This window comes from Mesorhizobium sp. WSM4935 (assembly GCF_029625735.1).
Taxonomy (GTDB): domain Bacteria; phylum Pseudomonadota; class Alphaproteobacteria; order Rhizobiales; family Rhizobiaceae; genus Mesorhizobium.
This window is the reverse complement of record NZ_JARTVR010000002.1, coordinates 659,558-684,086: the sequence shown is the minus strand read 5'-3', so window position 1 is coordinate 684,086 and position 24,529 is coordinate 659,558. Positions and strand designations below refer to the sequence as shown.

The window sequence follows — 24,529 nt, the reverse complement described above, 5'->3', positions numbered from 1 at the left end:
CAATGACACAATATGGCGTCTTGTTACTGGTCCTTATCTTCGCAAGCCTTGGACTTTCCGTATTCGCGATCTTCATTTCGTTTTCCCGGTACCGTCGCAATCACCCGAGGGCTTCGACTTTGCCGGGCCCAGGTGAGGACGTTGCCACCGAGGCGGCGCGAAAGATGCTGCGTGAGTTCGAGAAGAACGGGCAGTCGGTCGACGCGGCTCTGGTGACATGGTCGCCGGATACGCTGCGCAAGATCCTCGCCGACGAACTGCCGGATGCGCAGGTGATCGTCGTTTCCAATCGCGAGCCCTATATCCACAACCAAACCAGGGATGGCGGTGTCGAACTTGTCGTGCCGGCGAGCGGACTGGTTTCCGCGCTGGAGCCGATCACACGAGCCTGCGCCGGCACCTGGATCGCCTATGGCGGCGGCAGCGCCGACCGGGCGGTGGTCGACGGAAACGACCGCGTGCAGGTGCCGCCTGGCCATCCCTCCTACACGCTGCGCCGGGTCTGGCTCAGCGACGATGAGTATCAAGGTTATTATCTGGGCTTCGCCAATGAGGGCCTCTGGCCGCTCTGCCATATCGCCTTCACGCGGCCGATTTTCCGCGAGTCGGACTGGGAGGCCTATGAAGCCGTCAACCGCAAATTCGCCGACACGGTGGTTGCCGAGGCTCGCAACGAGCGGCCGATCGTGCTTGTCCAGGACTATCATTTCGCGCTTTTGCCGCGCATGATCCGCGAGCGTCTGCCCGAGGCGATCGTCATCACCTTCTGGCACATCCCCTGGCCGAACTCGGAAGTGTTCAGCATCTGCCCTTGGCGTGAGCGCATCCTGGATGGCCTGCTCGGCAGTTCGATCGTGGGTTTCCATACCCAATACCACGCCAACAACTTCACCGAGAGCGTCGACCGCTTCATGGAAAGCCGCATCGAGCGCGCCGATGCCGCCATTTCCTACGGCGGTCAGGTGACGCTGGTGCATTCCTATCCGATCTCGATCGAATGGCCGGTCGAGCTCCTGAAAGCCCTGCCGAGCGTCGAGGAGTGCCGGGTGCGCGTCCGCAAGCGGTTCAGGATTCCAGCCGGCGCCAAGCTCTGCGTCGGTGTCGAGCGTCTCGACTACACCAAGGGTATCCTAGACCGCTTCCACGCGCTTGAAGAGCTGTTCATTCGCCATCCCGAAATGGTGGGCAAGGTCGTGTTCCTGCAGATCGCGGCGCCGAGCCGCGGCACGCTGCCGGCCTACAAACAACTGCACGAGGAATGTCTGCGCTGTGCCGAGGAGCTCAACCAGCGCTACGGCAGCGAATTCTATCGGCCGGTGGTCATGGTAGCCGAGCACCATTCGCAAGCGGCGGTCTATGAACTCTATCGCGCCGCCGACATCTGCCTGGTCACCAGCCTGCATGACGGCATGAATCTCGTCGCCAAGGAGTTTGTCGCGTCGCGCGACGACGAGCAGGGCGTGCTTTTGCTCAGCACCTTCGCCGGCGCCTCGCGCGAGCTGCTGGAGGCGCTGATCGTCAATCCTTACGACGCGGCGATGATGGGCGAGGCGATGCTGCAGGCGCTGACCATGGGACCCGACGAGCAGCGTGAGCGCATGCGGCGCATGCGCGAAATCGTGCGCGACAACAATGTCTTTCGCTGGGCCGGCAGCATGCTGCTCGACGCGGCGCGGCTGAGAAAGCGCGGCGACCTCGACCGGGTCACATACGACCGGCCGGCGAGCCCCACCGGCGACAATGTCGTCTCCATGTTCGAACGCAAACAGGCAGTCGGATTCCGATGAACAGTCAGGCAGACCTTACCCCGCCGCTTCCCGAAGGCCGGTGGGCGCTTTTCCTCGACATCGACGGGACCTTGCTGGAGCACGCGGCGCATCCCGACGCCGTCTCGGTCAGCAAGGAGCTGCGCGTTCTCCTGGAGAGGATCGAGCGGCGGCTCGACGGCGCGCTCGCCTTCATCACCGGGCGATCGATAGCAGCCGTCGACCATCTGTTCGACCCGCTGAAATTGCGGATCGCCGGCCTCTACGGGCTGGAGCACAGACTTCTGCCGGACGGAAAGATCGAAGCTGCGGACGAGCCGGCGGATATGGCGGCACTTGCCGACGAGATCGAACTGGAGCTCGCAAGCAAGGCCGTCTATGTCGAGCGCAAGGGTCCGGTGCTCGCCATCCACACGAGAGCTGCGCCGCAGCTCCTGGCCCGGGCGACGGAGCTGGTCGAGGCAGCGCTCGCGCGCTTGCCGCAGGGCTACCGCGTGATCGCCGGGAATGCCGGCGTCGAGCTGATGCCACTCGAAGCCGCCAAGGGCGCCGCGATCCGGCGCTTTATGCAGCTCGATCCTTTCACCGGCAGGCGTCCAGTGTTCCTCGGCGACGACACGTCCGACGAGAACGGTTTCGATACGGTCAATGCCGCGGGCGGCATATCGATCCGCGTGAAGCCGCAGGGCGAGACGGCTGCCCGCTTCGCCATCGAAGATGTCGCAAGCGCCATTGCCTGGCTCGAAGCCAATTTCGGCGCTCCCGCCGATGAGGCTTCACCGTTGCGGGCCCTGACTGCCTGAATATCGGTCCGCCTGATTGTTCGCTTGCCGCCAGCGATTTACTCGGCCGCCAGCTTGCGTCGGGCAAGGCTGACCTCGTCCAGCGGGAGTTCCGGCTCCTCCTGGCTTTCGTCGCGGTTTGCAAACGAGCTCAGCCAATGCGAAAGGTCGTCGAGGTAAAGATAGATGACCGGCGTGGTGAAGAGCGTGAGCGCCTGGCTGACGAGTAGTCCGCCGAACATCGTGTAGCCGAGCGGCTGGCGAATTTCCGCGCCGGTGCCGTTCTCCAGCATCAGCGGCAAGGCGCCGAGCATCGAGACCATGGTGGTCATCATGATGGGCCGGAACCTGAGCAGGCAGGCCTGGCGGATCGATTCCAGCGAACTGAGATGCTGGTCCCGCTCCGCCGCGATGGCGAAGTCGACCATCATGATACCGTTCTTCTTGACGATGCCGATGAGCAGGATGACGCCGATCAGCCCGATCAGGTTGAACTCCATATGGAAGACGAGCAGCGTGCCCAGCGCGCCAAGACCGGCGGAGGGCAGGGTGGAGAGAATAGTCAGCGGGTGGATGTAGCTTTCATAGAGGATGCCGAGGATCAGGTAGACCACGACCAATGCGCCGAGGATAAGCACCGGTACTGAAGAGAGCGATTGTTGGAAGGCCTGCGCCGTACCTGTGTAGTTGGTCTGGATGGTCGCAGGCAGCCGCATCTCGGCGGCGGTCCTGTCGATCGCGGCGGTGGCCTGGCCGAGCGCCACGCCGGGCGCCAGGTTGAAGCTGATCGTCACCGACGGGAACTGGCCTTCGTGGTTGATGACCAGCGGCTGAACCGGTTTGGTGGTCCATTTCGCGATGGCCGAGAGCGGCACCTGCGAACCGCTCGACGTCGTCAGATAGATCTGGTCGAGCGCCTTGAGGTTACCGCGCAGCGACGGCAGCACCTCGAGGATCACGTCATAAGTCGAAAGCTGCGTGAAATACTGGGCGATCTGACGCTGTCCGAAGGCGTCGTTGAGCGTGTTGTCGACATCGTTCGCCGTCAGGCCGTAACGCGCTGCCTGGTCGCGATCGACCTGCAGCGTGAGCGTCGTGCCGGAGCTCATCTGGTCGGTCGAGACGTCGCGCAATTCGGGCAGGCGCTGCAAGGCCGTCAGCAGCTTGGGCGCCCAGCTGTCGAGCGTATCGAGGTCACTGCTTTCCAGCACATATTGATATTGCGACGCGGACAGCTTGCCGCCGACGCGCACGTCCTGCGAGGCCTGCATGAACAGCCGCGCGCCCTGGACGACCGAAAGCTTCGGCTGCAACCGCCGGATGACCTGATCGGCCGAAGCATCGCGCTCGTCGCGCGGCTTTAACTGGATGAACATGCGGCCGGTGTTCTGCGTGTTGCCGCTTCCGCCCGTTGATGCCGCGAAATGCGCGACCGCCGAATCCGTGGAGACGATCCGTGCGAACTGCGCCATGTAGGACTGCATCTGGCCGGCGGAGACATCCTGGCCGGCGATCACCTGGCCGAAAATCAGACCGGTATCCTGCTGCGGGAAGAAACCGCTGGGAACCAGGGTGAAGAAATAGCCGGTGAGCGCCACGCAGGCCAGGAACGCCAACAGTGTGATGAAACGATGCCTGAGCGCCCGGTCGAGGCCGCGTTCATAGGCGCGCAGCATGCCGTCGAAAACGCTTTCGCTCCACCGGTAGAGCTTGCCGTGATGCTCCTCGGCCGCCGGCTTGATGAAGCGTGAGGCCAGCATTGGCGTCAGGGTCAGCGAAACACAGGCCGAAACCAGTATGGTCATGGCCAGCGTGACCGCGAACTCCTTGAACAGGCGGCCGATGATGCCGCTCATCAAGAGTAGCGGGATCAGCACCGCCACCAGCGATATCGAGATCGACATGATGGTGAAGCCGATCTCGCTCGCGCCGCGGATCGCGGCCTGCATCGGCTTCTCGCCATGCTCGATGTAGCGGACGATGTTTTCCAGCATGACGATGGCGTCGTCGACGACGAAGCCGATGGAGATCGTCAGCGCCATCAGCGACAGATTGTCGATCGAATAGCCGGCGGACCACATCAGGCCGCATGCGCCGAGCAGCGCTAAAGGCACGGTGAAAGCCGGAATGGCCGTCGCCCAGATGTTGCGGAGGAAGAGAAAAATCACCATCACGACCAGCCCGATGGTGAGCATCAGTGTGAACTGAACGTCGGCTACCGAAGCGCGGATGGTCTGCGTGCGGTCGGAAAGCACCTGCAGCTTCAGCGACGCCGGCATCGAGGCAGTCAGCATCGGCAACTCGGCCTTGATCTTGTCGACCGTGTCGATGATGTTGGCGCCCGGCTCCTTGAAGATCACGAGCACGACGCCGCGCGTCGTGTCGGCCCAGCCGGCCTGGGTGTAATCCTGCGCGTCGAGCACCGCCCGGCCGACATCCTTGACCCGCACCGGCGCCCCGTTCCGATAGGCGATGATGGCGTTGTTCCAGTCGTCGGCCGCGGTCATCTGGTCGTTGGAGAAGATGGTGAAGGAGCGCACCTCGCCCTGGATGTTGCCCTTGGGCAGGTCGACCGTGCCGATCGAGAGCGGGGTGCGTACCGCTTCCAGCGACAGCCCCCTTGCCGCTAGCTTGGCCGGATCGAGCTGGACGCGGATCGACGGCGTCTGCTGGCCGCCGACCAGCACCTGGCCGACGCCGTCGACATGACTGATCACCTGCGCAAGCTTGGTGTAGACGTCGTCGCTCAGCGTCGTCAGCGGCAAGTCGGTCGAGCTCGCGCCGATCAGCATGATCGGCGAATCCGTCGGATTGACCTCCCTGTAGGTCGGGGGATTGGGCAGGGTCTTCGGCAATTGTCCGCCGGCGGCGTTGATGGCCGACTGCACCAGCCCGGCGGCCGCGGCGATATCGACGTTGAGATCGAATTGCAGGGTGATCTGGCTGGAGCCGGACAGGCTGCTCGACGTCATCTCGGCAATGCCGGGGATCTGGGCGAACTGCGTCTCCAGCGGCTGGGTGACCGACGACGCTATGGTGATCGGGTCGGCGCCCGGCAGGCTGGTGGATACCTGGATCGTCGGAAAGTCGACATTCGGCATCGGCGCGACCGGCAGGTTGAGATAGGCGACCACGCCGACAAACAGCACGCCGATCATCAACAGCGAGGTTGCGACCGGATAGCGGATGAAGGGTGTTGAAACACCGATGGCAGCCATCAGCCTGCGCCTTTCTCAGCCGCGCCGCCCTGGGTCTGTCCGGCACCTTGTGCCGGCGTGGCGTCGACGCTTGCGCCATCGACCACCCGGTACTGGCCGGTAACCACGACACGCTGCCCTTGGTTGAGCCCGTCGGTGACGACCGTCTCGCCGCCATCCGAAGGACCGGTCTTGACGGTTTGCCGACGGACCTTGCCGTCGTCGCCGACGACATAGGCGAAGAGCCCATCCGGGCCGTGCTGGACGGCTTCGTCCGGCACCACGATCGCGCCTGCCATCGTGCCGATGCGGATACGCGTGTTGACGGAAAGACCAGGCCACAACGCATTGTCCTGATTGGCGAATGTCGCCTTGAGCGAGATCGTGCCGGATGCCTGGTCGACCTGGTTCTGGACCGCTTCCAGCCTGCCGCTGGCCAGCACCGTCTTCATGTCGGCGCCAAGCGTGTCGATCGCAACGGGACCGGCCGCGAAGACCTTGTTGATGGTCGCAACCTCGTCCTGCGGCTGCGTGAACGACACGTAGATGGGCTGGAGCTGCACGATCGTGAACAGACCGGCGCTTTGATCGGCCTGAACGATGTTTCCGGGGTCGATGGTGCGAAAGCTCGTCTTGCCGGTCAGCGGTGAGGTGATCCTGGTATAATCAAGATTTAGCTGTGCCGCTTCGATCGCGGCCTTGTCGCCCTCGATCGTGGCGGCGGTGGAATTGACCACCGCCTGCTGATTATCGACGTCCTGCTGGGTTTCGAAGGTTTTTTGCAGAAGTGTGGAGAGGCGTTTGAGCACGACCTGCGCATTCCTCAGCGTCGCCTCGTCCTCCGCCTCCTTGGCCTTCGTCTGGTCGAGCGCCGCCTGATACGGGCGAGGATCGATCTCGGCGAGCAGGTCGCCCTGCTTGACCATCTGCCCTTGCTCGACCGGAACTTTGTCGACGACGCCGGCGACCCGGCTCGAGATGCTGACGCTGTTCAGCGGCGTGACCGTTCCGAGCCCATAGAGGTAAAGCGGGAAATCGGCCTTCCGCACGGTGGCGACGGTGACCGGGACCTTGGGCGCGGGCTGCGCCGACGCCGCAGTCGTGGCTGCCTTTGCGTGGGCGTGATTGCGCCACACGCCATAGCCGCCGCCGAGCAGGATGAGTATGGCCAAAAGCACGATGCTGCGAGAGCGCTTCGGCCGGTTGCGAATGGGCTGTTGTGTTGATGAAATGCTCATGGCGCCGTCCACCTGGCAGGCAAGAATTATCAAGCCTTTTCAGGATGGTTGGAGGTTGAGATCGACCTCGTTGATCGGCGGGACAGTAGTCCTGCCGATGCGGCGCTGTCAGCTTACAGATCGGTCATGTTGCGCTGCGGCATTCAAGGTTGCGTGAGCCCGCCTTGACCCGGCAATCGCGGCAAAATCAAAATTTGTTCATAGCGGCTCGACCCGAAGGGCAATCGACGGTCAGGCGGGAAACAGGAAAGCCGCGCCAGGATCGAAAAACACCGGGCGACGGGAAGGCGCGACTTCCTGCGCCGCGAGCGCGGCGGAGGTCGGCCGGATGTCAATTTCCTGGCCGGCGCTTGTGCGCGCGACAATTCGCCGGCGCTCGCCGTAGAAGGCGACATCGACGATCTCGACCGAAAGCTCCGCATTGTTCGGCGAGCGCTCCAAACGAAAAGCTTCCGGCCTGATCATCAGCCTGGTCTTCTGCCCCCGCTCGAAGCTGCCGTTCGCGCTTATGCCGGAGACGAGCGCGCCATCGGCGAGGCGGATGGTGGAGGTGCCGCCCACCGTTTCCAGATGTTCCGCGGCGAGGAAATTCGAGTTGCCGATGAAGCCGGCGACGAAATCGGTGGCGGGTCTGAGATAAAGGTCCTCACCGGTACCGATCTGCTCGATGCGGCCTTCGCGGAAGAGGGCGATGCGGTCTGACAGATGCAGCGCTTCTTCCTGATCGTGGGTGACGTAGAGGATGGTGACGCCGGTCTCGCGATGGATGCGTCGGATCTCGGCCTGGATTTCTTCACGCAGTTTTTTGTCGAGCGCCGAGAGCGGCTCGTCCATCAGAAGGATCGGGGGATCGTAGGCCAGCGCGCGGGCGAGCGCGACACGTTGCTGCTGACCGCCCGAGAGAGCCGCGGGCAGACGTTCGGCGAAGTTTTCCAGCCGCACCAGCGAGAGCATGTCGGCGACCTTCCGCTTGACCTCGACATCGGGCCGGCGGCGGACGCGGAGCGGGAAAGCGACGTTTTCGGCGACGGTCAGATGCGGGAAGAGTGTGTAGCGCTGAAAGACCATGCCGATGTTGCGCTTGTGCGAGGGCACCGAAAGCAACGACTTGCCTTGCAGCAGCACGTCGCCGGAGGTCGGATCCTGAAAGCCGGCAATGGCATAGAGCGTGGTCGATTTGCCTGAGCCGGACGGTCCGAGAAAGGTCAGGAACTCGCCCTTCGGGATATCCAGCGTGACATCGTGAACGGCGGTGAAGGCGCCGAACGCCTTGCGCAAGTTACGGATCGAGAGGAAGGGCTGGGTCATGTCTGCAGCTTTCGGCGCAAGAGTGCCGTCACGATCATCAGGGCCAGCGTGAGCGCGACCAGCAGGCTGGAGGCGGCGGCGATCACGGGCGTGAGATCGGAGCGAAGGCTGCCCCAGATCTTGACCGGCAAGGTCTGCAAGGTGGGGCTCGCCATGAAGATCGCCACGACCACCTCGTCCCAGGAGGCCAGGAAGGAAAAGATCGCGGCGGAGAAAATGCCGATGCGGATCGACGGCAGAGTGATGCGTAGCTTGGCCTGCAGCGGGCTCGCGCCGCAGACGATGGCCGCGTCCTCGATCGACTTGTCGAAGCCTTCGAGCGCGGTGGCGATCGGGATGATGGCGAAGGGCAGGGCAAGCACGGTGTGAGCGACGACGAAGCCGACGGTCGTGCCGCCAAGGCCAAGCCTCAGGAAGAAGGCATAGATGGCAATGGCAAAGACGACGACCGGCAGGACCATTGGCGTGAGCAGCAGCCCGCGCAGGATCTCGCGGCCGCCGAACTGGCCGCGAACCAGCGCGAAGGAGGCGAGCAGGCCGATGGCGACGGCGAGGATCGCCGTCATCGTAGCAATGCGGGCGCTGGTCAGCGCGGCCTCGATCCAGGACGGATCGGCAAACAGCTCCTGATACCATTTCAGCGTCCAGCCGGGCGGTGGGAACGCCAGCCAGCGCGACGAGCCGAAGGACAGCAGGACGATGAAGACCACAGGCAGCAGAAGGAAGGCCGCAACGAGCGTGGTGAAGGCAAGCAGCGCGACCTTCAGCCAGCCGAGACGGTCATAGTCGAGCAGCATCTCAGGCGCCTCCGGTCGTGCGTCTTGCGCCGACCAGGCGCAGTTGCAGCGCGTAGAGCGCCATGGTGACGACGAGCAGGATGAAGGCGGCAGCACTCCCCAGTCCCCAGTTGAGCAGCGACTGGATCATCTGCGCGATCATTTCGGCGAGCATCATGTTCGACGTGCCGCCGAGCAGCGCGGGCGTGACGAAATAGCCAAGCGACATGACGAAGACCATCAGGCCGCCGGCGGCGATGCCGGGAAGCGAGAGCGGCAAAAGGATGCGGCGGAAGGCGGCAAGCGGGCTCGCGCCGCAAAGGGCGGCCGCGCGCAAAGTCATCGGATCGATGGCCCGCAAGGTGCCGACCAGCGGCAGGATCATGAATGGCAGCATGATATAGACCATGCCGATGGTGACACCGGTGAGATTGTTGATGAGCGGCAGCGGCTGGTCGATGATGCCCGCGGCCATCAGCGCCCGGTTGATGACACCGGTGCGCTGCAACAGCACCATCCAAGCATAAGTGCGGGTCAACAGGTTCGTCCACATCGAGAGGATGATGATGCCGAACAGGATCGAGGCGAGCGCAGGCGGCATGATGGCCAGCATCCAGGCGACCGGGAAGGCGACGAGCACGGTGACGATGGTGACGACGGCGGCGACCAGGAAACTGTTGAAGAACACCCGCGCATAGGTGCCGTCGCCCAGCAGCGCCGCGTAATTCTGCAGGCCCGGAGCGGGATCGGTGACGCTACGCAGCAACAGCGCCAGCACCGGCACGACGAAAAACAGTCCGATAAGGATCAACGCCGGAAGCAGGCCGCCAAGGCCTGCCGGTATCCGAGGGGTTGCGATCCCTTGCTGTGCTTCTACCGACATCTCGGTATCCCGGATTGGCGATCGGGACGGCCGGTGCCGTCCCGAATTTTGTCATGAAGGAACGCGCGTCACTTCGCCTGCCAGGCGTACCAGCGCGTGGCGATCTCGTCGCGATGCTCGGCCCAATAGTTCATGTCGAGGTTGATCTGGCTCTCGACATGGGCGTCGGGCAGGCCCTTGACCACGTCAGCGGGCATCTCTGCCTTGGCCTTGGTGTTGATCGGCGCATAGCCGCTGGCCTCCGCGAACTTCGCCTGGCCGGTGGGGCTGGTCGCAGCGGCGAGGAATTTCATGGCGGCGTCCTTGTTCTTGGCGCCCTTCGGCACGACAAGCACATCGGCGGCGGTGAGGTTCTGGTTCCAGGAAACGCCGACGTCGGCGCCGTCCTTTTCCAGCGCGAAGACGCGGCCGTTCCAGAGCTGGCCGAAAGCGGCCTCGCCGGAGGCGATCAACTGCTGCGATTCAGCGCCGCCGCCCCACCAGACGATGTCGGACTTGATGGTGTCGAGCTTCTTGAAGGCGCGGTCGAGGTCGAGCGGATAGAGCTTGTCGGCCGGCACGCCGTCGGCGAGCAGCGCGATCTCGATCACACCTGGCGCCGACCATTTGTAGAAGGTGCGCTTTCCGGGAAATTTCTTGGTGTCGAACATGTCGGCCCAGCTCGCCGGTTCGCCGGAGACGGCGCCTTTGTTCCAAGCGAGCACGAAGGAATAGTAGAAGCTGCCAACGGCGTTCTCATTCGAGAAGCGCGGGTCGAGATCGGCCTTCGGCACGACGGCGAAGTCGATCGGCTCGAGCAGGCCATCCTTGGCCGCCTTGATGGCGAAGTCCATCTCGACGTCGACGACGTCCCAAGTGACGTTCTTGGCGTCGACCATGGCCTTCAGCTTGCCGTAGTCGGTCGGACCGTCCTGCAACACCTTGATGCCCGACGAAGCGCTGAATGGTTCGGCCCAGGATTTGGTTTGGGCTTCCTGGGTCGTCCCACCCCAGCTGGTGAAGACCATTTCGTCGGCCTTCGCGGCCGTCGTCGCCATCAACCCGGCAAGGATGCCGGCAAAAATCAGTTTCATGTCGTTCTCCTCTGATTTGTTTGTTCCGTTTCTTGTTCTTGTCAGTCCAACCTTCGTCACGCCCCTCAGCGCATGACGAAGGGATCGGGGATCGGGTCGTCCGAGGTGCGGATCCACACAGATTTCGGGCGCGTGTAGTCGCGGATGGCGTCGAGGCCGCCCTCGCGGCCGAGGCCGGAAAGGCCGTAGCCGCCGAAGGGCACCAGCGGCGATACGGCGCGGTAGGTGTTGACCCAGACGACGCCGGCATGGATGCCGCGCGCCATGCGATGCGCCTTGGCGAGATTCGAGGTGAAGATGCCGGAAGCGAGCCCGAAGGGCGTGTCGTTGGCTAAAGCCAGCGCCTCGGCCTCGGTGTCGAAGGCGAGCACGCTGAGCACCGGGCCGAACAGCTCTTCGCGCACGCAGGCGAGGGCCTGGTCCTGCGCCTCGATGATGGTCGGCGCGTAGTAGTATCCGTCGGTCTTGTCCTTCGGCCGCGCGCCGCCCGTGACGAGCCGCCCGCCCGCCGCCACGCTTTCCGAGACGATCGCCTCGATCCTTTCGCGCTGGCGCGCCGTCGCCAGCGGGCCCACCTCGGTCGCCGGGTCCTGCGGGTCGCCGATGACGATGGCTTCGGCCTTGCGTTTCAGCCGGGCGAGAAAATCATCCTTGACCGACCGCTCGACCAAGAGCCGCGAGCCGGCGACGCAGCTCTGGCCTGTCGCCGCGAAGATGCCCGCCACGACGGCATTGGCCGCGCTGTCGAGATCGGCGTCGGCGAAGACGACGACCGGGCTTTTGCCGCCGAGCTCGAGCGTCGTGTAGGCGAGGTTCTCGGCCGTGTTGGCGACGATCCGCCGGGCGGTCGAAGGACCGCCCGTGAAGGCGACGCGCGCGACCAGCGGATGGCTTGTCAGGCGATGCCCGCAATCGTGGCCGAAGCCGGTGATGATGTTGACGCTGCCCGCCGGGAAGCCGGCTTCGTGGACGAGTTCGGCGAAAGCGAGCAGCGGCGCCGGGCCATCCTCGGAGGCCTTGAGAACCACCGTGCAGCCGGCGGCCAGCGCCGGGCCGAGCTTGACCGCCGACAGGAAGAGCTGAGAGTTCCATGGCACGACGGCCGCGACGACGCCGATCGGTTCGGGCCGCACCGTCACCTCCATGTCGGCCTTGTCGATCGGGATGAAGGCGCCTTCGTGCTTGTCGGCCAGCCCGCCATAATAGCGGTAATAGTCGCCGACATAGGCGATCTGCGAGCGCGTCTCGCGGATGATCTTGCCGGTATCGCGCGTTTCCAGCTCGGCCAGCCGGCCGGCATTGGCAGCGACGAGATCGCCGAGCTTCACCAGCAGCTTGCCCCGCGCGGTCGCGGTCATCGCCGCCCAAGGGCCGGAACGCAGCGCCCGACGCGCGGCCTCCACGGCGCGGTCGACATCGGCAACGGACGCGGTCGGCATCGTCGCCCAGGGCAGGCCCGTGGACGGATCGACGCTGTCGAAGCTGGAGGCGGGCTCAGTGAACTGGCCGTCTATGTAGTTCCTGAAGACAGTGCTGCTCATCGCGCGTCTTCCTCCTGGAAGGCCGGCATCACCTTGTCGATGAACAGCTGCAGCGATTTCTTCTTGCGCTCGTGCGAAAGTCCGCTGTCGATCCAGATCGAGTACTGGTCGTAGCCCTGCGCCTCGTAAGTCTTCAGCCTGGCGATCACCTCGTCTGCCTCGCCGATGACCAGGTTCTGCCGGATCTTCTCCGGTGCGTATTGCGGCATCGCCGCGATCTCTTCCTCGGTCAGCGGCTCCAGGACGCCTTGGCGGACGGGTTTCTTGTTCTGAAACCAGGCGCCGAACTGGCAGTAGAACTGCGACAGGTCCTGGGTCAGGCTGTCGGCGTCGGCGGCGTCCTCTGCGACGAATGTGTGCATCAAGAGCATGATTTCCGGCCGCGGAATGTCCGGATGCGCCTGGCAGGCGGCGTTGAAGCGCTCCATCAGACTCGCGACCTCGCCGTCGCCGGAGGCGAGCGGCGTCACTTGCACCTGGCATCTGTTGGCGACCGCGAAGTCGTGCGAATTCGGGTCGCGCGCGGCCACCCAGATCGGCGGGTAGGGTTTTTGCAAAGGCTTGGGAGACGAGGTGGTCGGCGGGAACTGCCAGAACTCGCCGGAATGCTCGTAGTCCCCGTCCCAAAGGCCGCGGATCGCCGGAATCATCTCGCGCATGCGCTGGCCGGCGCCCCATGCATCCAGCCCGGGGAAGACGCGCTGATACTCATAGCTGTAGGCGCCGCGCGCGATGCCCAGATCCAGCCTGCCGCCGGTGACGACATCGGCCATTGCCGCTTCGCCCGCGAGTTTGATCGGATGCCAGAAGGGCGCGATGATCGTGCCGGTGCCGAGACGGATGGTTTTCGTCTTGGCGGCGAGATAGGCGATGTTGATGAACGGGTTCGGCGAGATGGTGAATTCCATCCCGTGGTGCTCGCCGATCCAGGCTGTCTCGAAGCCGGCCTGCTCCGCCAGCAGGACCAGTTCTTCCAGTTCCGCCAGCAGTTCGGAATGCGGCTTGGCGAGGTCCGAGCGCTCCATATGGACGAAAAGCGAAAACTTCATCGGTCTCACCGCTGGCCGGAATGGATTGGGCCGGAATGGATCGGCGCCGACGGTGCCGGCTTGGCGAGCGGCCGGACCTCGCCTTCGACTTCGTTGCCGACATAGACGCCGAACGTGTCCTCGGCGCGCTCGCGTGCGTAGCGGGCGAGCATCGAACGCACTGCCGGGTCGGCGATCTTCAATTCGGCGATGCGCTCAATCTCGACAAAGCGGATCTGGCCGTCGCCCGAGACGGGGGCGTCCACCGTTCCGCGATAATAGACGTGCGTGCGGGCAGTGTCCGTCGCGTCGTCCCACACCGCGTAGAGGAAGCCGAGCTCGGCATCGATCGCCTTGGCGGCGAGTTTTCCCCTGAGGCTGCGGGCATCGTTCGCGGCACCGAGGCCCCAGCCGGCGGGCAATTGGTGGAACCCCTCTGCGGTCTCGAAGAAGAGCACGCGGCCTTCGTTCTCCAGAATCGCGCCCACTTCCGTTCCGGGTGGAGCGGCAGCCGCAAGTGCTTCCTGGCTGAGGCCGGGCGTCACATAGGCGCCCCGGCAGTATCCGAGAGGCTGCGCACCATTGTGGCTGAAGTCATGGACGCGGCCGATGAGGATCGAATGATCGCCGGCATCGATCAACTGCTCCATGCTGCAGTCGAACACCGCGACCGATCCCTCGATCAGCGGATTGCCGGTCTGTCCCGGCTGCCACGCGACGGACGCGAACTTGTCAGGAACCTTCGAGGCGAAGATTCCGGACGCGGCCTTCTGAGCTTCCGCCAGGATGTTGACGGCAAAGCCCCTGGAGGTCGAGAAGGCCTGATGCCCCAGCGCCTTCTTGGCGATGCAGACCAGCACCAGCGGCGGATCGAGCGAGACCGAGGTGAAGGAGTTTGCGGTGAAGCCGCGCGGGTCGCCGGCCTCGTCGATGGTGGTGACGATGGTGACGCCGGTCAGGAACGAGCCCAGCGCACGTCGGAACTCCATGGCGTCGAATGCGGGGGCATCGAATGCGGGGGCGTCGAACGCCGGAGCCGCCTCGGCGCTTGCGGGAACATCTTCCACCCGGTCGAGAAAGGCCATGATGCGCGGAGTCACCTTTTGCGGCGAAGCGATTGTCATCATGTGCTTTTCGCCGCTCAGCACCAGGCACCGTCCGGCCGGAGCAAGACGCGCCATGGCTGCCGACATGGCGGGCGTGGAGTTGCGATCTTCCGAGCCGGTCATGAACAGTGCGGGTACGGCAAGGTCGGCCAGCCGATCGGCATGTGCGGTATCGGCGCTGGCAAAGAGGCGGTAGGTGCGGGCATAGCCCTCGGCGTCGACGCTTTCGAGCGCCGCGCGGGCCGTCGCGGCCGCGTCTGAGAGGCCCGGCGGAATCGGATTGCCGAACCAGCGCGCGATCGTCGCGGCGATGGCTGCCGGATCGCCGGGGCCGCCGAGCGCTGCCGCCCGTTCGCGCACTGCCTGCGCAAGCTCGGGAGGGCGGCGAAAGACAGCGTTGAGGCAGACCAGCGCGTTGACGCGAGCCGGCGCGCGAAGGGCGATTTCCTGTGCCACCAGCGCGCCCATCGAGTGGCCGACGACAGCGACGCGGCCCAAGCCGAGATGATCAAGCAGGCGGATCGCCTGATCGGCGAAGTCGGAGAGGCCGGCGTTTTCCGGGGGCAAAGGCGAAGCGCCATGGCCGAGCATGTCGATGGCGATCACGTCGAACCGATCTTGCATGGCGGCGATCTGCGGCTGCCAGATCGCCGCATCCATGCCGACGCCATGGATGAGCAGGACCGGCGCGCCCGCACCGGCACGGACGAAGCCGGTGCCGTCGGTCGCCTTGCTGCGGATCGTCGCGGCGTCAGCCATGCAGGTCTCCGAGCTCCTTCAGGTCCTGATAGCGATCGCCGATGCGGTGATGCGGCCGGCCGCCGATCGATGCGCCGAGCGCCACCACCAGCTCGTCCGGGGCAGGGGCGTCGCCGATCTGGAAATGCACGGTGAGATAATGCGAGCGGCGGCCTTCGTCGTTCTTGTCCATCAGCGGAATCATGATCGGCGTGTTGGGACCGCCGCGCAAATTGGTGAAGGCGAGATAGGTCTTGGCGCCGACGGCGCGGCGATAATGGTTGCCGAAATGCAGGGTGTGGATCAGCGCCGAGGCATGCTCGATCTCGCCTGACGTGCCGCAGATGGCGGCCTTGCCGTAGCCTTCGATTGCTTCGCCCGAACCCGCGACACCGATGATCTCATTGGTCAGCGTTTCGCCGAGTACTGGCGCGAAGGCGCGGATTTCGGGAGAGAGATCCTCGACGAAGCCGCGGCCGGCCCATGGGTTGGTGAGCACAGCGGCGACGCCGATCAGGCGCAACGGCCGCGGGGCTGCCTTGCCGCCCTCGATCAGCGTGTTCTCGGTATAGGTCACGATCTTGCGAATAGCCGGCTGCATGAAATTCCTCGGGATGGAGCCGCTCGCGGCTGCATCGATTCCTCTATCGTCTTATGGTATACCATGCTATGGAGTGCCGCGTGCCTTGTCAATCGGTCATGGAATCTGTTTTTGTGACGAGGCTAGGGATTTGAGGAAAATGGCTGACACGCTTCGCATCGACCGCTCCGCCAAGACGTTGAGGACGCTGGCGCTGGAGCGCATGCGCGAGGCGATCATGGATTTTCATTTCCAGCCCGGCGAAAGGCTGGTCGAGAGGCCGTTATGCGATCAGCTCGGGGTCAGCCGGTCGGTGGTGCGCGAGGTGCTGCGGCAACTGGAGGCCGAAGGCCTTGTGCAGATGATACCGGGGCACGGGCCGGCTGTGGCCAAGCCAGATCTCGGCCGAACCGACGAGATCTACGAGTTGCGCGCGCTGCTGGAAGGCATAGCGGCGAGGGCTTGCGCCACCTCGGCCACCGACGATCAGATCGCCTCGCTCGATGCGGCGCTGGCGAAGCTGCTCGAGGCGTGGGCGTCGGGCGTGCCGGCCGAGGTGATGCGGGCGACGGCGAGCTTTTACGAGGTGCTGTTCGAGGCCGCCGACAAGCGCATCGCCTGGGAGATCGTTACCGGCCTCAATGTCCGCATCAACCAGCTGCGCTCGATGACGATCCTGTCGCAGAACCGCCGCGAGCCGGCGATCGCTGAAATGCACGCGATCATGGATGCGATCCGTTCGCGCAAGCCGGAAGCGGCGGAGGCCGCGGCCCGACGGCATGTGGAGACGGCTTGGAAGATCGCGCGCGACGCGCTTCGGCTCGGCACGCTTGATTAGGATACAGGTGCTGGAATTCCTGACGGTGCCTCGAAAAACGAAGAGGCAGATATTGCCGCCTTGCCAGGCTGCCTGCGTCTGGAGAGCAGACATTTGTCTGGGATTGCAAAACATGCGATACAGTTAGTCCGCCGCGGTTACGCTGCGGATTGGAGGGTTGGCTCGAGTGGTCGATGGCAGCCGCCTGAAAAGCGGTACGGCGAGTAATCGTCGCGGGGGTTCGAATCCCTCACCCTATTTTGGCGCCGCTCCGGAACCCGAGAGCGGCGCCAGTCATTTGAACATCGGCGCATCGCCATGGAAATGCAGCCCTAACACCTCTTAGGGTGCTTGCGTCAATTGGGCAGGAGTGAACGCTAATGCCTTTCCTGTCAGTTCCTGTCGACCGGCTTCGAGCGCATCCGCGAAACCGTCTCACGTTCGGCGCGCTTGGAGCGCAGCGGCGGCAGGCCGCGATCGACGAGGTCCATGTCCTCCAGCACCATGTCGCCCATGCGCTTGAAGGCGATATCGAGCGCTCCGGCACGGTGGGCCGAGCGCAGGAAGCCGGGGAGCGCGCGGACGGGATGGTCCTTGGCCAGCGGCTCCTCCGGGAAGACATCGCTTGCGGCAACGATGTGGCCGCTCTTCACCGCTTGCATCAGTGCCGGGAAGTCGACGACCCCGGCGCGGCTGAGCAGGATGAAGGCCGCGCCCTTGCGCATTTTGGCGAATGAGTCTGCGCCGAGGAAACCCTGGTTCTCGCTGGTGACGGAAGCGACGACGAAGACGAAATCGCTCTGCGACAGCACCTCGTCCAGCGAGGCCGGCTGGACGCCGTTGTCGATCAGGATCGACGGCGGCAACCACGGATCATAGACCTTGGTGCGGGTGCGAAAACCTATCAGCAGACGGTTGAGCGCGCGGCCGAGATCGCCGAAGCCGATGATGCCGACATCGGCGCCGGACAAGAGCCGCGCCGTCTGATTGCCGTCGCCGCCCCACAATTCCTTGCCCTGCCGGAAGGCGAGGTCGGCATCGACGATGTTGCGCGCCAGGTTGAGGGCCATTGCAAGGCCAAGCTCCGCCACCGGCTCGGCAAAGACAAGGCCGGTGGTGACGACATGGATGCCGCGCGCGAACAGCGTCTCATAAGGCATGTTGTTGAGGAGGTTGGTCTCGACGTTGAAGATGCAGCGCAGCGCCTTAAGCTTCTCCAGCGTCTCGGCTGAAATCGGCGGCTGACCGATGATGTAGCGCGCGTCCGCCAGCGTTTCGGCGGGTAAGGCGGAAACGCCTTCCGGCGTGGTCTCGACAATGCGATAATGGCTGCGAAGGCGGGCCAGTTGCGGCGGCGTGAAGATCAGGTCGAGCGTGCGCGGTTCGGGTGCGCTGATGACCAGCGGCAAGGTGTTAGCGGACATGTTCTCCTCCCGGGACACGATTGGATCGCGTCAACACATCTTTCCAGTCTTACTCCCGGTGAAACGATTTACAAGAACGAAAAATCGATTTATCGGTTAGATTAGCGAGGCGGCGAAACCCGCTGTCTGCCCTCGGGAGGAGGTCAATGGCGCAACAGGAAGCCAAGCAGAGGCGTCCGTCGATTCACGACGTGGCAAGCCATGCCGGCGTGTCCGCTGCCACCGTCTCCAAGGTGCTGGCCGGCGTTACCACGGTGAGGCCGGAGAACGCCCGGCGTGTGTTCGATGCCGTCGAACGCCTGGGCTACCGCGTCGATCCTCTGGCCTCCGACATGCGCAGGGCCAAACGCCGCATCATCGGCGCCATCATGCCGGAATTCGAAAGCGAGTTCTTCGGCTCGATGGTCACCGAACTGGAAGGGCTTGCCGAGCAGCGCGGCTACACGCTGGTCGCGGCATCGAGCCGTGAATCGGAAACGCGCGAGAAAGAAATCCTTGCCCGCATGCATGACTGGCGCGTTGCCGGCGTGGTGCTGGCGCCGGTGCGCAACGAGCACGGGCCGGCCGCCGCCTTCATGAAAGCCAACGGCATGACCGGCGTGCTGATCGACCGCGTCTTGTCCGACGACGCTTTCGACACGGTCTCGGCCGACAGCGCCGCGGCAAGTGCCGAGGTGGCGCGCGCGCTTGTCGGCCAAGGTCACCGGCACGTCCTGGTCGTCGGGCTTGGCCAGCAGGCGGCAACGGTGCGCGCCCGCCTCGAAGGGTTTCGCACCCAGGCGCTGGCGCTCAATCCGTCGGTGCGCATCGACGTCGTGCTCTCCGAGAGCGAAGTCGAGCCTTTGCGGACGCTGCTTCGCGACTATTTCAGCAAACGAGAGGCTGGAGACGACCGGCCGACAGCGGTCTATTCGCTCTTCCTCAAGGGCACTCTGGTGGCGCTGTCGGAATTCCGTCGGCGCGGCTGGCACTGCCCGAACGACATCTCGCTTGTCGGCTTCGACGACGCCGAATGGATGCAGGCGACATGGCCGGCGATCGCAGCTGTGGTGCAGCCGGTGCGCGAGATCGCCGGCAATGCGATGGAGGTTTTGTTTCGCAGGATCGAAGGCGACGGCGGACCGCCCAGGGCGCGGCTCGAACCCTGCAAGGTTTTGATGCGGGAATCCGTTGGCTCGCCAGGCAGCGGCCCGCATTCCGGGGGAGGAGACCGACAATAGCCCCCATTGTCGACAACGCAAGAAAGGCGCCGGCCCTGGCCGAGGCATCCGGCGCAAACAACAAATGGAGGATGGAATGACATCGCTTTTCCCAAAGATGAATCGATTTGCGCTTGCCATGGGCGTGGCGCTTGCGTGCGCCACGGTCGGCGTGGCTAAAGCCGAGGACGGCGAATACGGCGTGTTGATGAAGACTTTGGCCAACCCGTTCTGGGGCGCGATGGCACAGGGTGTCGCCGACGGCGCCAAGGAAGCAGGCGTGAAATATTTCCAGCAGGCGGCTGAGAGCGACCAGGCGGCCGAGCCGCAGCTCAATCTCTGCAATACGATGCTGGAGCGCAAGCCGGTGGCGATGATCACCGCCGCCATCAACTCGACCAATCTCTTGCCCTGCCTGAAATCGGCGCAGGACGCCGGCATCAAGATCGTCGACCTCGACAACAATCTCGATCAGGCTGTGCTCGACAAGGAAGGCGTCAAGGTCACCTTCCATATCGGTTCCGACAATGTCGCCGCCGGCGCGCAAGGGGCTGAATATCTCGTCTCCAAGCTCGGCAAGGACGCCAAGGGTCCGGTGCTGGTGATCGAAGGCCTCTCCGGCAACATTACCGGCGAGAAGCGAGCCAAGGGCTTCGCCGACAAGCTGAAGGAACTCGCGCCCGGACTTGAGGTCGTTGCCTCGCTGCCTGGCGACTGGGATCGCGGCAAGGCGGCCTCGATCGCCACCGACACGCTCACCGCCCATCCCGATCTCGTCGCCATCTTCTGCGCCAATGACGGCATGGCGCTCGGCGCCGTGGAATCGGTCTATGCGGCGGGCAAGGGTTCCCAGGTGACGATCATCGGCGTCGACGGCAATATTGATGCGGTGAAATCGATCAAGGAAGGCCGCCTCAACGCCTCTGTCGCGCAGCTTCCCTATCTGGTCGGCAAGCAGGCGGTGGAGAACGTCAAGAAGGCGCTCGGCGGCGAGAAGGTTCCGGAAAGCATTGCCGTGCCCACGTTGGTGCTGACCAAGGACGTGCTCGACGCCGGCAAGGAGCCGATGCTGCAATATGTGAAGTGAGGGAATAGGCAGTAGGCAGTAGGCAGTAGGGAAGTAAGCAGCTCGCACCGCTATCATCCTTTCCCTACTGCCTAAGCCCTACTGCCTACTACCTTACTGCTCGCTCTTAAAGGTGCAAAGACATGGCTTCTGAACAGCCCGGCTTCTGGGCTCGGGTGCAGCGCGCATCCGTCGAAAGGCTCCACATCAGGCTGGAGTCGCTGGTGGTGCTTCTGGCGCTGAGCACGGCGATGGCACTTTTGTCGCCTTTCTTTCTGTCGCTCAGCAATTTCCTCAACATCCTTCTCGCTACCTCGACGATCGGTGTGCTCGCGATCGCCGCCACCTTCGTCATCGGTTCGGGCGGGCTCGACCTTTCGCTGGGTTCGGTCATGGGCCTTGCCGGCGTGGCCGGCGCCTTCGTCGCCCTCAATCTCGGATGGCCGTCGGTGCTGGCTGTGATCGCTTGCATCCTGGCCGGCGGGATCGCCGGCTACATCAACGGACAATTGGTCACCCGCGCCTTCGTGCCGGCCTTCATCGTTACGCTCGGCATGCTGGGCCTTGCGCGCGGTCTGGCGCTGGTCATCTCGAAGGGCAGGGCGATTTATGGCCTACCGCCCGAGATCGTCTATATCGGGCAGGGCAGGCCCTTCGGCATCCCGATGCCGGTGATCATCTTCGTGGTCACCGCGATTGTCGCGCATGCGGTGCTCGCCTATACGCGCTTCGGCCGCCACACGCTGGCGCTGGGCGATAGTGAAGGTGCCGCCCGCGCGGCCGGCATCCGTGTCGAGCATCATCGCCGCATCATCTACACGCTGTCGGGCGCGCTGGCCGGCCTTGCCGGGCTGCTCTTCACCGCCCGGGTGAATGCCGGCGATCCGACGGCCGGCATCAATTATGAGCTCACCGCCATCACGGCGGCGATCATCGGCGGCACCAACCTGTTCGGCGGCCGCGCCTCGATCCTTGGCACGATGATCGGCGCGCTGATCATGGGCGTGCTGCAGAACGGGCTGACGCTGCTTGCCGTGCAATCCTACTACCAGCAGATGGCGATCGGTGCGGTGCTGATCCTCGCCGTCTTCATCGACCAGTACCAGGTGCGGAAGGAGTCACGCGTATGACCCTGCTTTCGCTTCGCGGCATCCGCAAGAGTTTCGGCGCGGTCGATGTTTTGCATGGCGTCGACCTTTCAGTCGCGGCTGGCGAGGTGGTCGGCCTGGTCGGCGACAATGGCGCCGGCAAGTCGACGCTGATGAAGACCATTACCGGCATCTACCGGGCCGACACCGGCTCGATCGAATTCGATGGCAAGGACATCCTCGCGCTGGATCCCGGCCAACGGCGGCGCCTCGGCATCGAGATGATCTACCAGGACCTCTCACTGGCCAAGCAGCAGGACGTGGCGTCGAACATCTTCTTGGGACGCGAACCGACGAAGCGATTGCTCGGCCTGTTCCCCGGCTTCGTCGACAAAGGCGAGATGGACCGCCAGGCCGCCAGGATGATCGAGCGGCTCGGCGCGCATCTGCCGTCCATCAATCGCTCGGTCGGGTCCTTCTCCGGCGGCCAGCAGCAGACCGTGGCGATCGCGCGCGCGCTCACCTTCAATCCAAAACTCGTCATCATGGACGAGCCGACGGCGGCGCTGGCCGTGCGCGAGGTGCAGAGCGTGCTCGACCTCATCCGGCGGCTGAAATCGGAAGGCATTGCCGTCATCCTGATCTCGCATCGGCTGAACGACGTTTTGTCGGTCACCGACCGTATCGTGGTGCTGCGCCACGGCCGGGCGGATGCCGATCTCGTCACCGTCAACACCAACATGAACGAAGTCGTCAGCCGCATCGTCGGCGGCGGCGATACGGCCGCAGCGGCGGCGCATGAGCAACGAGGCTGACATGAACACCTTTGGACTGCACACTTTTGCCATCGCGCCGGTCTGGGACCTCGCCCGCATCGAGCCGCAGATGGATCGGCTGAAGGAGCTCGGCATCGGCCTGATGGAGATCCCGCTGCTCAGACCCGAGGAGATCGACACCAAGCGCACGCGCGGCTTCGCCAATCACTATGGCGTTGAGCTTATCCCCTCGCTCGGCCTGCCGCGAGCGCTTGACGTGGTCGAGCGGCCGGACGAGGCGCTCGACTTCCTGCAGCCGGCCTTCACGGTCTGCAACGAGGTCGGCGCCGAAGCGCTGGGCGGCGTCACCTACGGGACGATCGGCAAGACCACCGGCCGCGCGCCGACGCAGCGCGAGATCGACGGCATGTGCCGCTTTCTCGAACGTGCAGCGAAGTCGGCGAAGTCGCGCAGCCTCAAGCTCGGCATCGAGCCCTGCAACCGCTACGAGACGCATCTGATCAACCGCGGCATCGACGCGGCGCGGATCATCGAGCGGGTCGGCGCCGAGAACATCTTCATCCATCTCGACACCTACCACATGCATATCGAGGAAGAGAGTTTTGCTTCCGGTTTCGAGGCGGCGGCGCCCTATCTCGGCTACGTGCATGTGTCGGAAGCCAATCGCGGCGTGCCAGGGCGCGGCATGCTCAACTGGGCGGCCTGCATGAAGGCGATCGCCGAGATCGGCTATGAGGGCGCGATCACGCTCGAAAGCATGAACCATGTCGATGTCGATATCGCCGGGGGTCTCGCCGTATGGCGGCCGGTGGCGGAAGATCCGCGCGACGTCATCGAAGTCGGACTGCCGTTCCTGCGCGAGGAGGCGAGGAAGGCGGGGCTGACGCTCGGGTAGCATCACACTCCGAGGGAGCGGCCGAAGCAACCCTGGACGGTTTGGATTTACCGAACCAAATTGCTCTTGCAATGTGGCTTTGGAGGATTGAAATCGTGCCATTCGTCAGCATAGGCGGCGTCACGCTGCATCATCGCCATATCGAGGCGACCGGCACGTCGCGTCCGATTATCTTCATCAATTCGCTGGGCACCGATTTCCGCATCTGGGACGACGTCGTCGCGCGGCTCACCGGTGAAATGCCGATGCTGGTCTATGACAAGCGCGGCCATGGGCTGTCGGATATCGGCAGCGGCGTGCGCTCGATCGACGACCACGCCGACGATCTGAGCGGCCTCATCGATCATTTCGGTTTCGACAAGGTGGTGCTCTACGGCCTGTCGGTCGGCGGCATGGTCGCGCAGCAGCTCTATGCACGCCGGCCGGAGCTCGTCGAGGCGCTCATCCTCAGCGACACCGCCCATAAGATCGGCACGGCCGAGAGCTGGAAGGCGCGTATCGCGACCGTCGAGCGCGACGGCATCGAGGCAATTGCCGACGGCATCATGAAAGTGTGGTTCACACCGGAGTTCCATGCCAGGCGCGCGGAGGATCTGGCCGGCTGCCGCAACATGCTCACCCGGCAGGCGCTGCCGGATTACATCGGCACCTGCATTGCGGTGCGCGATGCCGATTTCACCGACAGCGCCCGGCGCATCGCGGTGCCGACGCTGTGTGTCGTCGGCGACCAGGACGGTTCGACGCCGCCGGATCTGGTCCGCTCGCTGGCCGAGCTGATCCCCGGCGCGCGCTTTGAGGTGATCCGCAATGCCGCGCACATCCCGTGCATCGAGCAACCCGACGCGCTCGTCAGCCTGATCCGCGATTTCGTCGCGTCGTTGCCCGAGGGAAAGCCTGCTCATGGATGATGTCACGAAAAACCGCTACCGGACCGGTCTCGATGTCCGCCGCTCAGTGCTCGGCAGCCGCCGTGTCGACCGTGCCGAGGATGCCGCGACCGATTTCGACCGGCGTTCCAGCAACTGATCATCGGGGCGGCATGGGGAACCGTATGGGCGCGGCCCGGCTGCTCGAAGCGCGAGCGCTCGATCGTGACGCTGGCGCTGCTTGTCGCGGTCGCCCATGACGAGGAAGTGGCAATGCGCGCCACCGCCCATACGAGCGCCACGCGGGACGACATCTGCCCGCGCAGGTCGAAAGCCAAGGTCATTGATGCACACGTTCTCGGCACACGCTAGCGTGCCTCTA

20 protein-coding genes, 1 tRNA gene and 1 pseudogene are annotated in these 24,529 nt (G+C 64.3%); 11 read left to right on the top strand and 11 right to left on the bottom strand.

The features are described 5' to 3' along the window. The first annotated feature begins 2 nt into the window (after positions 1 to 2). Positions 3 to 1,787: an alpha,alpha-trehalose-phosphate synthase (UDP-forming) gene (locus P9273_RS07465; RefSeq protein WP_278048300.1), complete on the top strand. Its 1,785-nt coding sequence runs from the start codon at positions 3 to 5 to the stop codon at positions 1,785 to 1,787. Next, on the top strand, positions 1,784 to 2,569 hold the full coding sequence (gene otsB / locus P9273_RS07460) for a trehalose-phosphatase (RefSeq protein ID WP_278048299.1): 786 nt from the start codon (positions 1,784 to 1,786) through the stop codon (positions 2,567 to 2,569). Before P9273_RS07465 ends, otsB begins: the two co-directional genes overlap by 4 nt. 38 nt (positions 2,570 to 2,607) lie before the next feature. Here the strand turns inward: otsB and P9273_RS07455 are convergent, their stop codons facing one another. The 10 genes from P9273_RS07455 to P9273_RS07410 form a co-directional block, all read right to left on the bottom strand. Continuing rightward, positions 2,608 to 5,766 carry an efflux RND transporter permease subunit gene (locus P9273_RS07455; protein ID WP_278048298.1) on the bottom strand — a complete coding sequence of 1,053 codons (3,159 nt, stop codon included), beginning with the start codon at positions 5,764 to 5,766 and terminating at the stop codon, positions 2,608 to 2,610. Continuing rightward, on the bottom strand, positions 5,766 to 6,983 hold the full coding sequence (locus tag P9273_RS07450; RefSeq protein ID WP_278048297.1) for an efflux RND transporter periplasmic adaptor subunit: 1,218 nt from the start codon (positions 6,981 to 6,983) through the stop codon (positions 5,766 to 5,768). Before P9273_RS07450 ends, P9273_RS07455 begins: the two co-directional genes overlap by 1 nt. A gap of 231 nt (positions 6,984 to 7,214) precedes the next feature. Beyond that, on the bottom strand, positions 7,215 to 8,291 hold the full coding sequence (locus P9273_RS07445) for an ABC transporter ATP-binding protein (RefSeq protein ID WP_278048296.1): 1,077 nt from the start codon (positions 8,289 to 8,291) through the stop codon (positions 7,215 to 7,217). After that, positions 8,288 to 9,088: an ABC transporter permease gene (locus tag P9273_RS07440; RefSeq protein ID WP_278048295.1), complete on the bottom strand. Its 801-nt coding sequence runs from the start codon at positions 9,086 to 9,088 to the stop codon at positions 8,288 to 8,290. The genes P9273_RS07445 and P9273_RS07440 overlap by 4 nt, the downstream gene beginning before the upstream one ends. A gap of 1 nt (position 9,089) precedes the next feature. Continuing rightward, positions 9,090 to 9,950: an ABC transporter permease gene (locus P9273_RS07435; protein ID WP_278048294.1), complete on the bottom strand. Its 861-nt coding sequence runs from the start codon at positions 9,948 to 9,950 to the stop codon at positions 9,090 to 9,092. Positions 9,951 to 10,018: 68 nt separating this feature from the next. Continuing rightward, on the bottom strand, positions 10,019 to 11,023 hold the full coding sequence (locus P9273_RS07430) for an ABC transporter substrate-binding protein (protein WP_278048293.1): 1,005 nt from the start codon (positions 11,021 to 11,023) through the stop codon (positions 10,019 to 10,021). 65 nt (positions 11,024 to 11,088) lie between these two features. Further along, on the bottom strand, positions 11,089 to 12,564 hold the full coding sequence (locus P9273_RS07425; protein ID WP_278048292.1) for an aldehyde dehydrogenase: 1,476 nt from the start codon (positions 12,562 to 12,564) through the stop codon (positions 11,089 to 11,091). Beyond that, positions 12,561 to 13,613, bottom strand: a complete 1,053-nt coding sequence (locus P9273_RS07420) for an LLM class flavin-dependent oxidoreductase (protein ID WP_278048291.1) — start codon at positions 13,611 to 13,613, stop codon at positions 12,561 to 12,563. The genes P9273_RS07425 and P9273_RS07420 overlap by 4 nt, the downstream gene beginning before the upstream one ends. 5 nt (positions 13,614 to 13,618) lie before the next feature. Next, entirely contained in the window at positions 13,619 to 15,457 is a 1,839-nt protein-coding gene (locus tag P9273_RS07415) for an alpha/beta fold hydrolase (RefSeq protein WP_278048290.1), read from the bottom strand. Further along, entirely contained in the window at positions 15,450 to 16,037 is a 588-nt protein-coding gene (locus P9273_RS07410; protein ID WP_278048289.1) for an amino acid synthesis family protein, read from the bottom strand. Before P9273_RS07410 ends, P9273_RS07415 begins: the two co-directional genes overlap by 8 nt. Positions 16,038 to 16,176: 139 nt before the next feature. On the opposite strand from P9273_RS07410, the gene P9273_RS07405 reads away from it, so the two are divergent. Further along, entirely contained in the window at positions 16,177 to 16,854 is a 678-nt protein-coding gene (locus tag P9273_RS07405) for a GntR family transcriptional regulator (RefSeq protein ID WP_278048288.1), read from the top strand. A gap of 151 nt (positions 16,855 to 17,005) precedes the next feature. Beyond that, a tRNA-Phe gene (locus tag P9273_RS07400) sits at positions 17,006 to 17,093 on the top strand. A 132-nt stretch (positions 17,094 to 17,225) separates the two neighbouring features. Here P9273_RS07400 and P9273_RS07395 read toward each other — a convergent pair. Further along, complete coding sequence (locus P9273_RS07395) at positions 17,226 to 18,257, bottom strand: hydroxyacid dehydrogenase (protein ID WP_278048287.1); 1,032 nt, start codon at positions 18,255 to 18,257, stop codon at positions 17,226 to 17,228. A gap of 146 nt (positions 18,258 to 18,403) precedes the next feature. On the opposite strand from P9273_RS07395, the gene P9273_RS07390 reads away from it, so the two are divergent. From P9273_RS07390 to P9273_RS07360, 7 genes and pseudogenes are all read left to right on the top strand, one after another. After that, on the top strand, positions 18,404 to 19,477 hold the full coding sequence (locus P9273_RS07390) for a LacI family DNA-binding transcriptional regulator (protein WP_278048286.1): 1,074 nt from the start codon (positions 18,404 to 18,406) through the stop codon (positions 19,475 to 19,477). A gap of 76 nt (positions 19,478 to 19,553) precedes the next feature. Then, complete coding sequence (locus tag P9273_RS07385) at positions 19,554 to 20,543, top strand: sugar ABC transporter substrate-binding protein (protein WP_278048285.1); 990 nt, start codon at positions 19,554 to 19,556, stop codon at positions 20,541 to 20,543. A 122-nt stretch (positions 20,544 to 20,665) separates the two neighbouring features. Beyond that, a complete protein-coding gene (locus P9273_RS07380; RefSeq protein WP_278048284.1) occupies positions 20,666 to 21,652 on the top strand; it encodes an ABC transporter permease in 987 nt (328 codons plus the stop codon). Beyond that, positions 21,649 to 22,425: an ATP-binding cassette domain-containing protein gene (locus P9273_RS07375; protein ID WP_278048283.1), complete on the top strand. Its 777-nt coding sequence runs from the start codon at positions 21,649 to 21,651 to the stop codon at positions 22,423 to 22,425. Before P9273_RS07380 ends, P9273_RS07375 begins: the two co-directional genes overlap by 4 nt. Position 22,426: 1 nt before the next feature. Next, positions 22,427 to 23,281 carry a sugar phosphate isomerase/epimerase family protein gene (locus tag P9273_RS07370; RefSeq protein ID WP_278048282.1) on the top strand — a complete coding sequence of 285 codons (855 nt, stop codon included), beginning with the start codon at positions 22,427 to 22,429 and terminating at the stop codon, positions 23,279 to 23,281. A 95-nt stretch (positions 23,282 to 23,376) separates the two neighbouring features. Then, positions 23,377 to 24,189, top strand: a complete 813-nt coding sequence (gene pcaD, locus P9273_RS07365; protein ID WP_278048281.1) for a 3-oxoadipate enol-lactonase — start codon at positions 23,377 to 23,379, stop codon at positions 24,187 to 24,189. Beyond that, positions 24,182 to 24,465, top strand: a pseudogene (locus P9273_RS07360) (4-carboxymuconolactone decarboxylase); the annotation flags it as partial. The gene pcaD and the pseudogene P9273_RS07360, both read left to right, overlap by 8 nt. Positions 24,466 to 24,529: the final 64 nt, after the last annotated feature.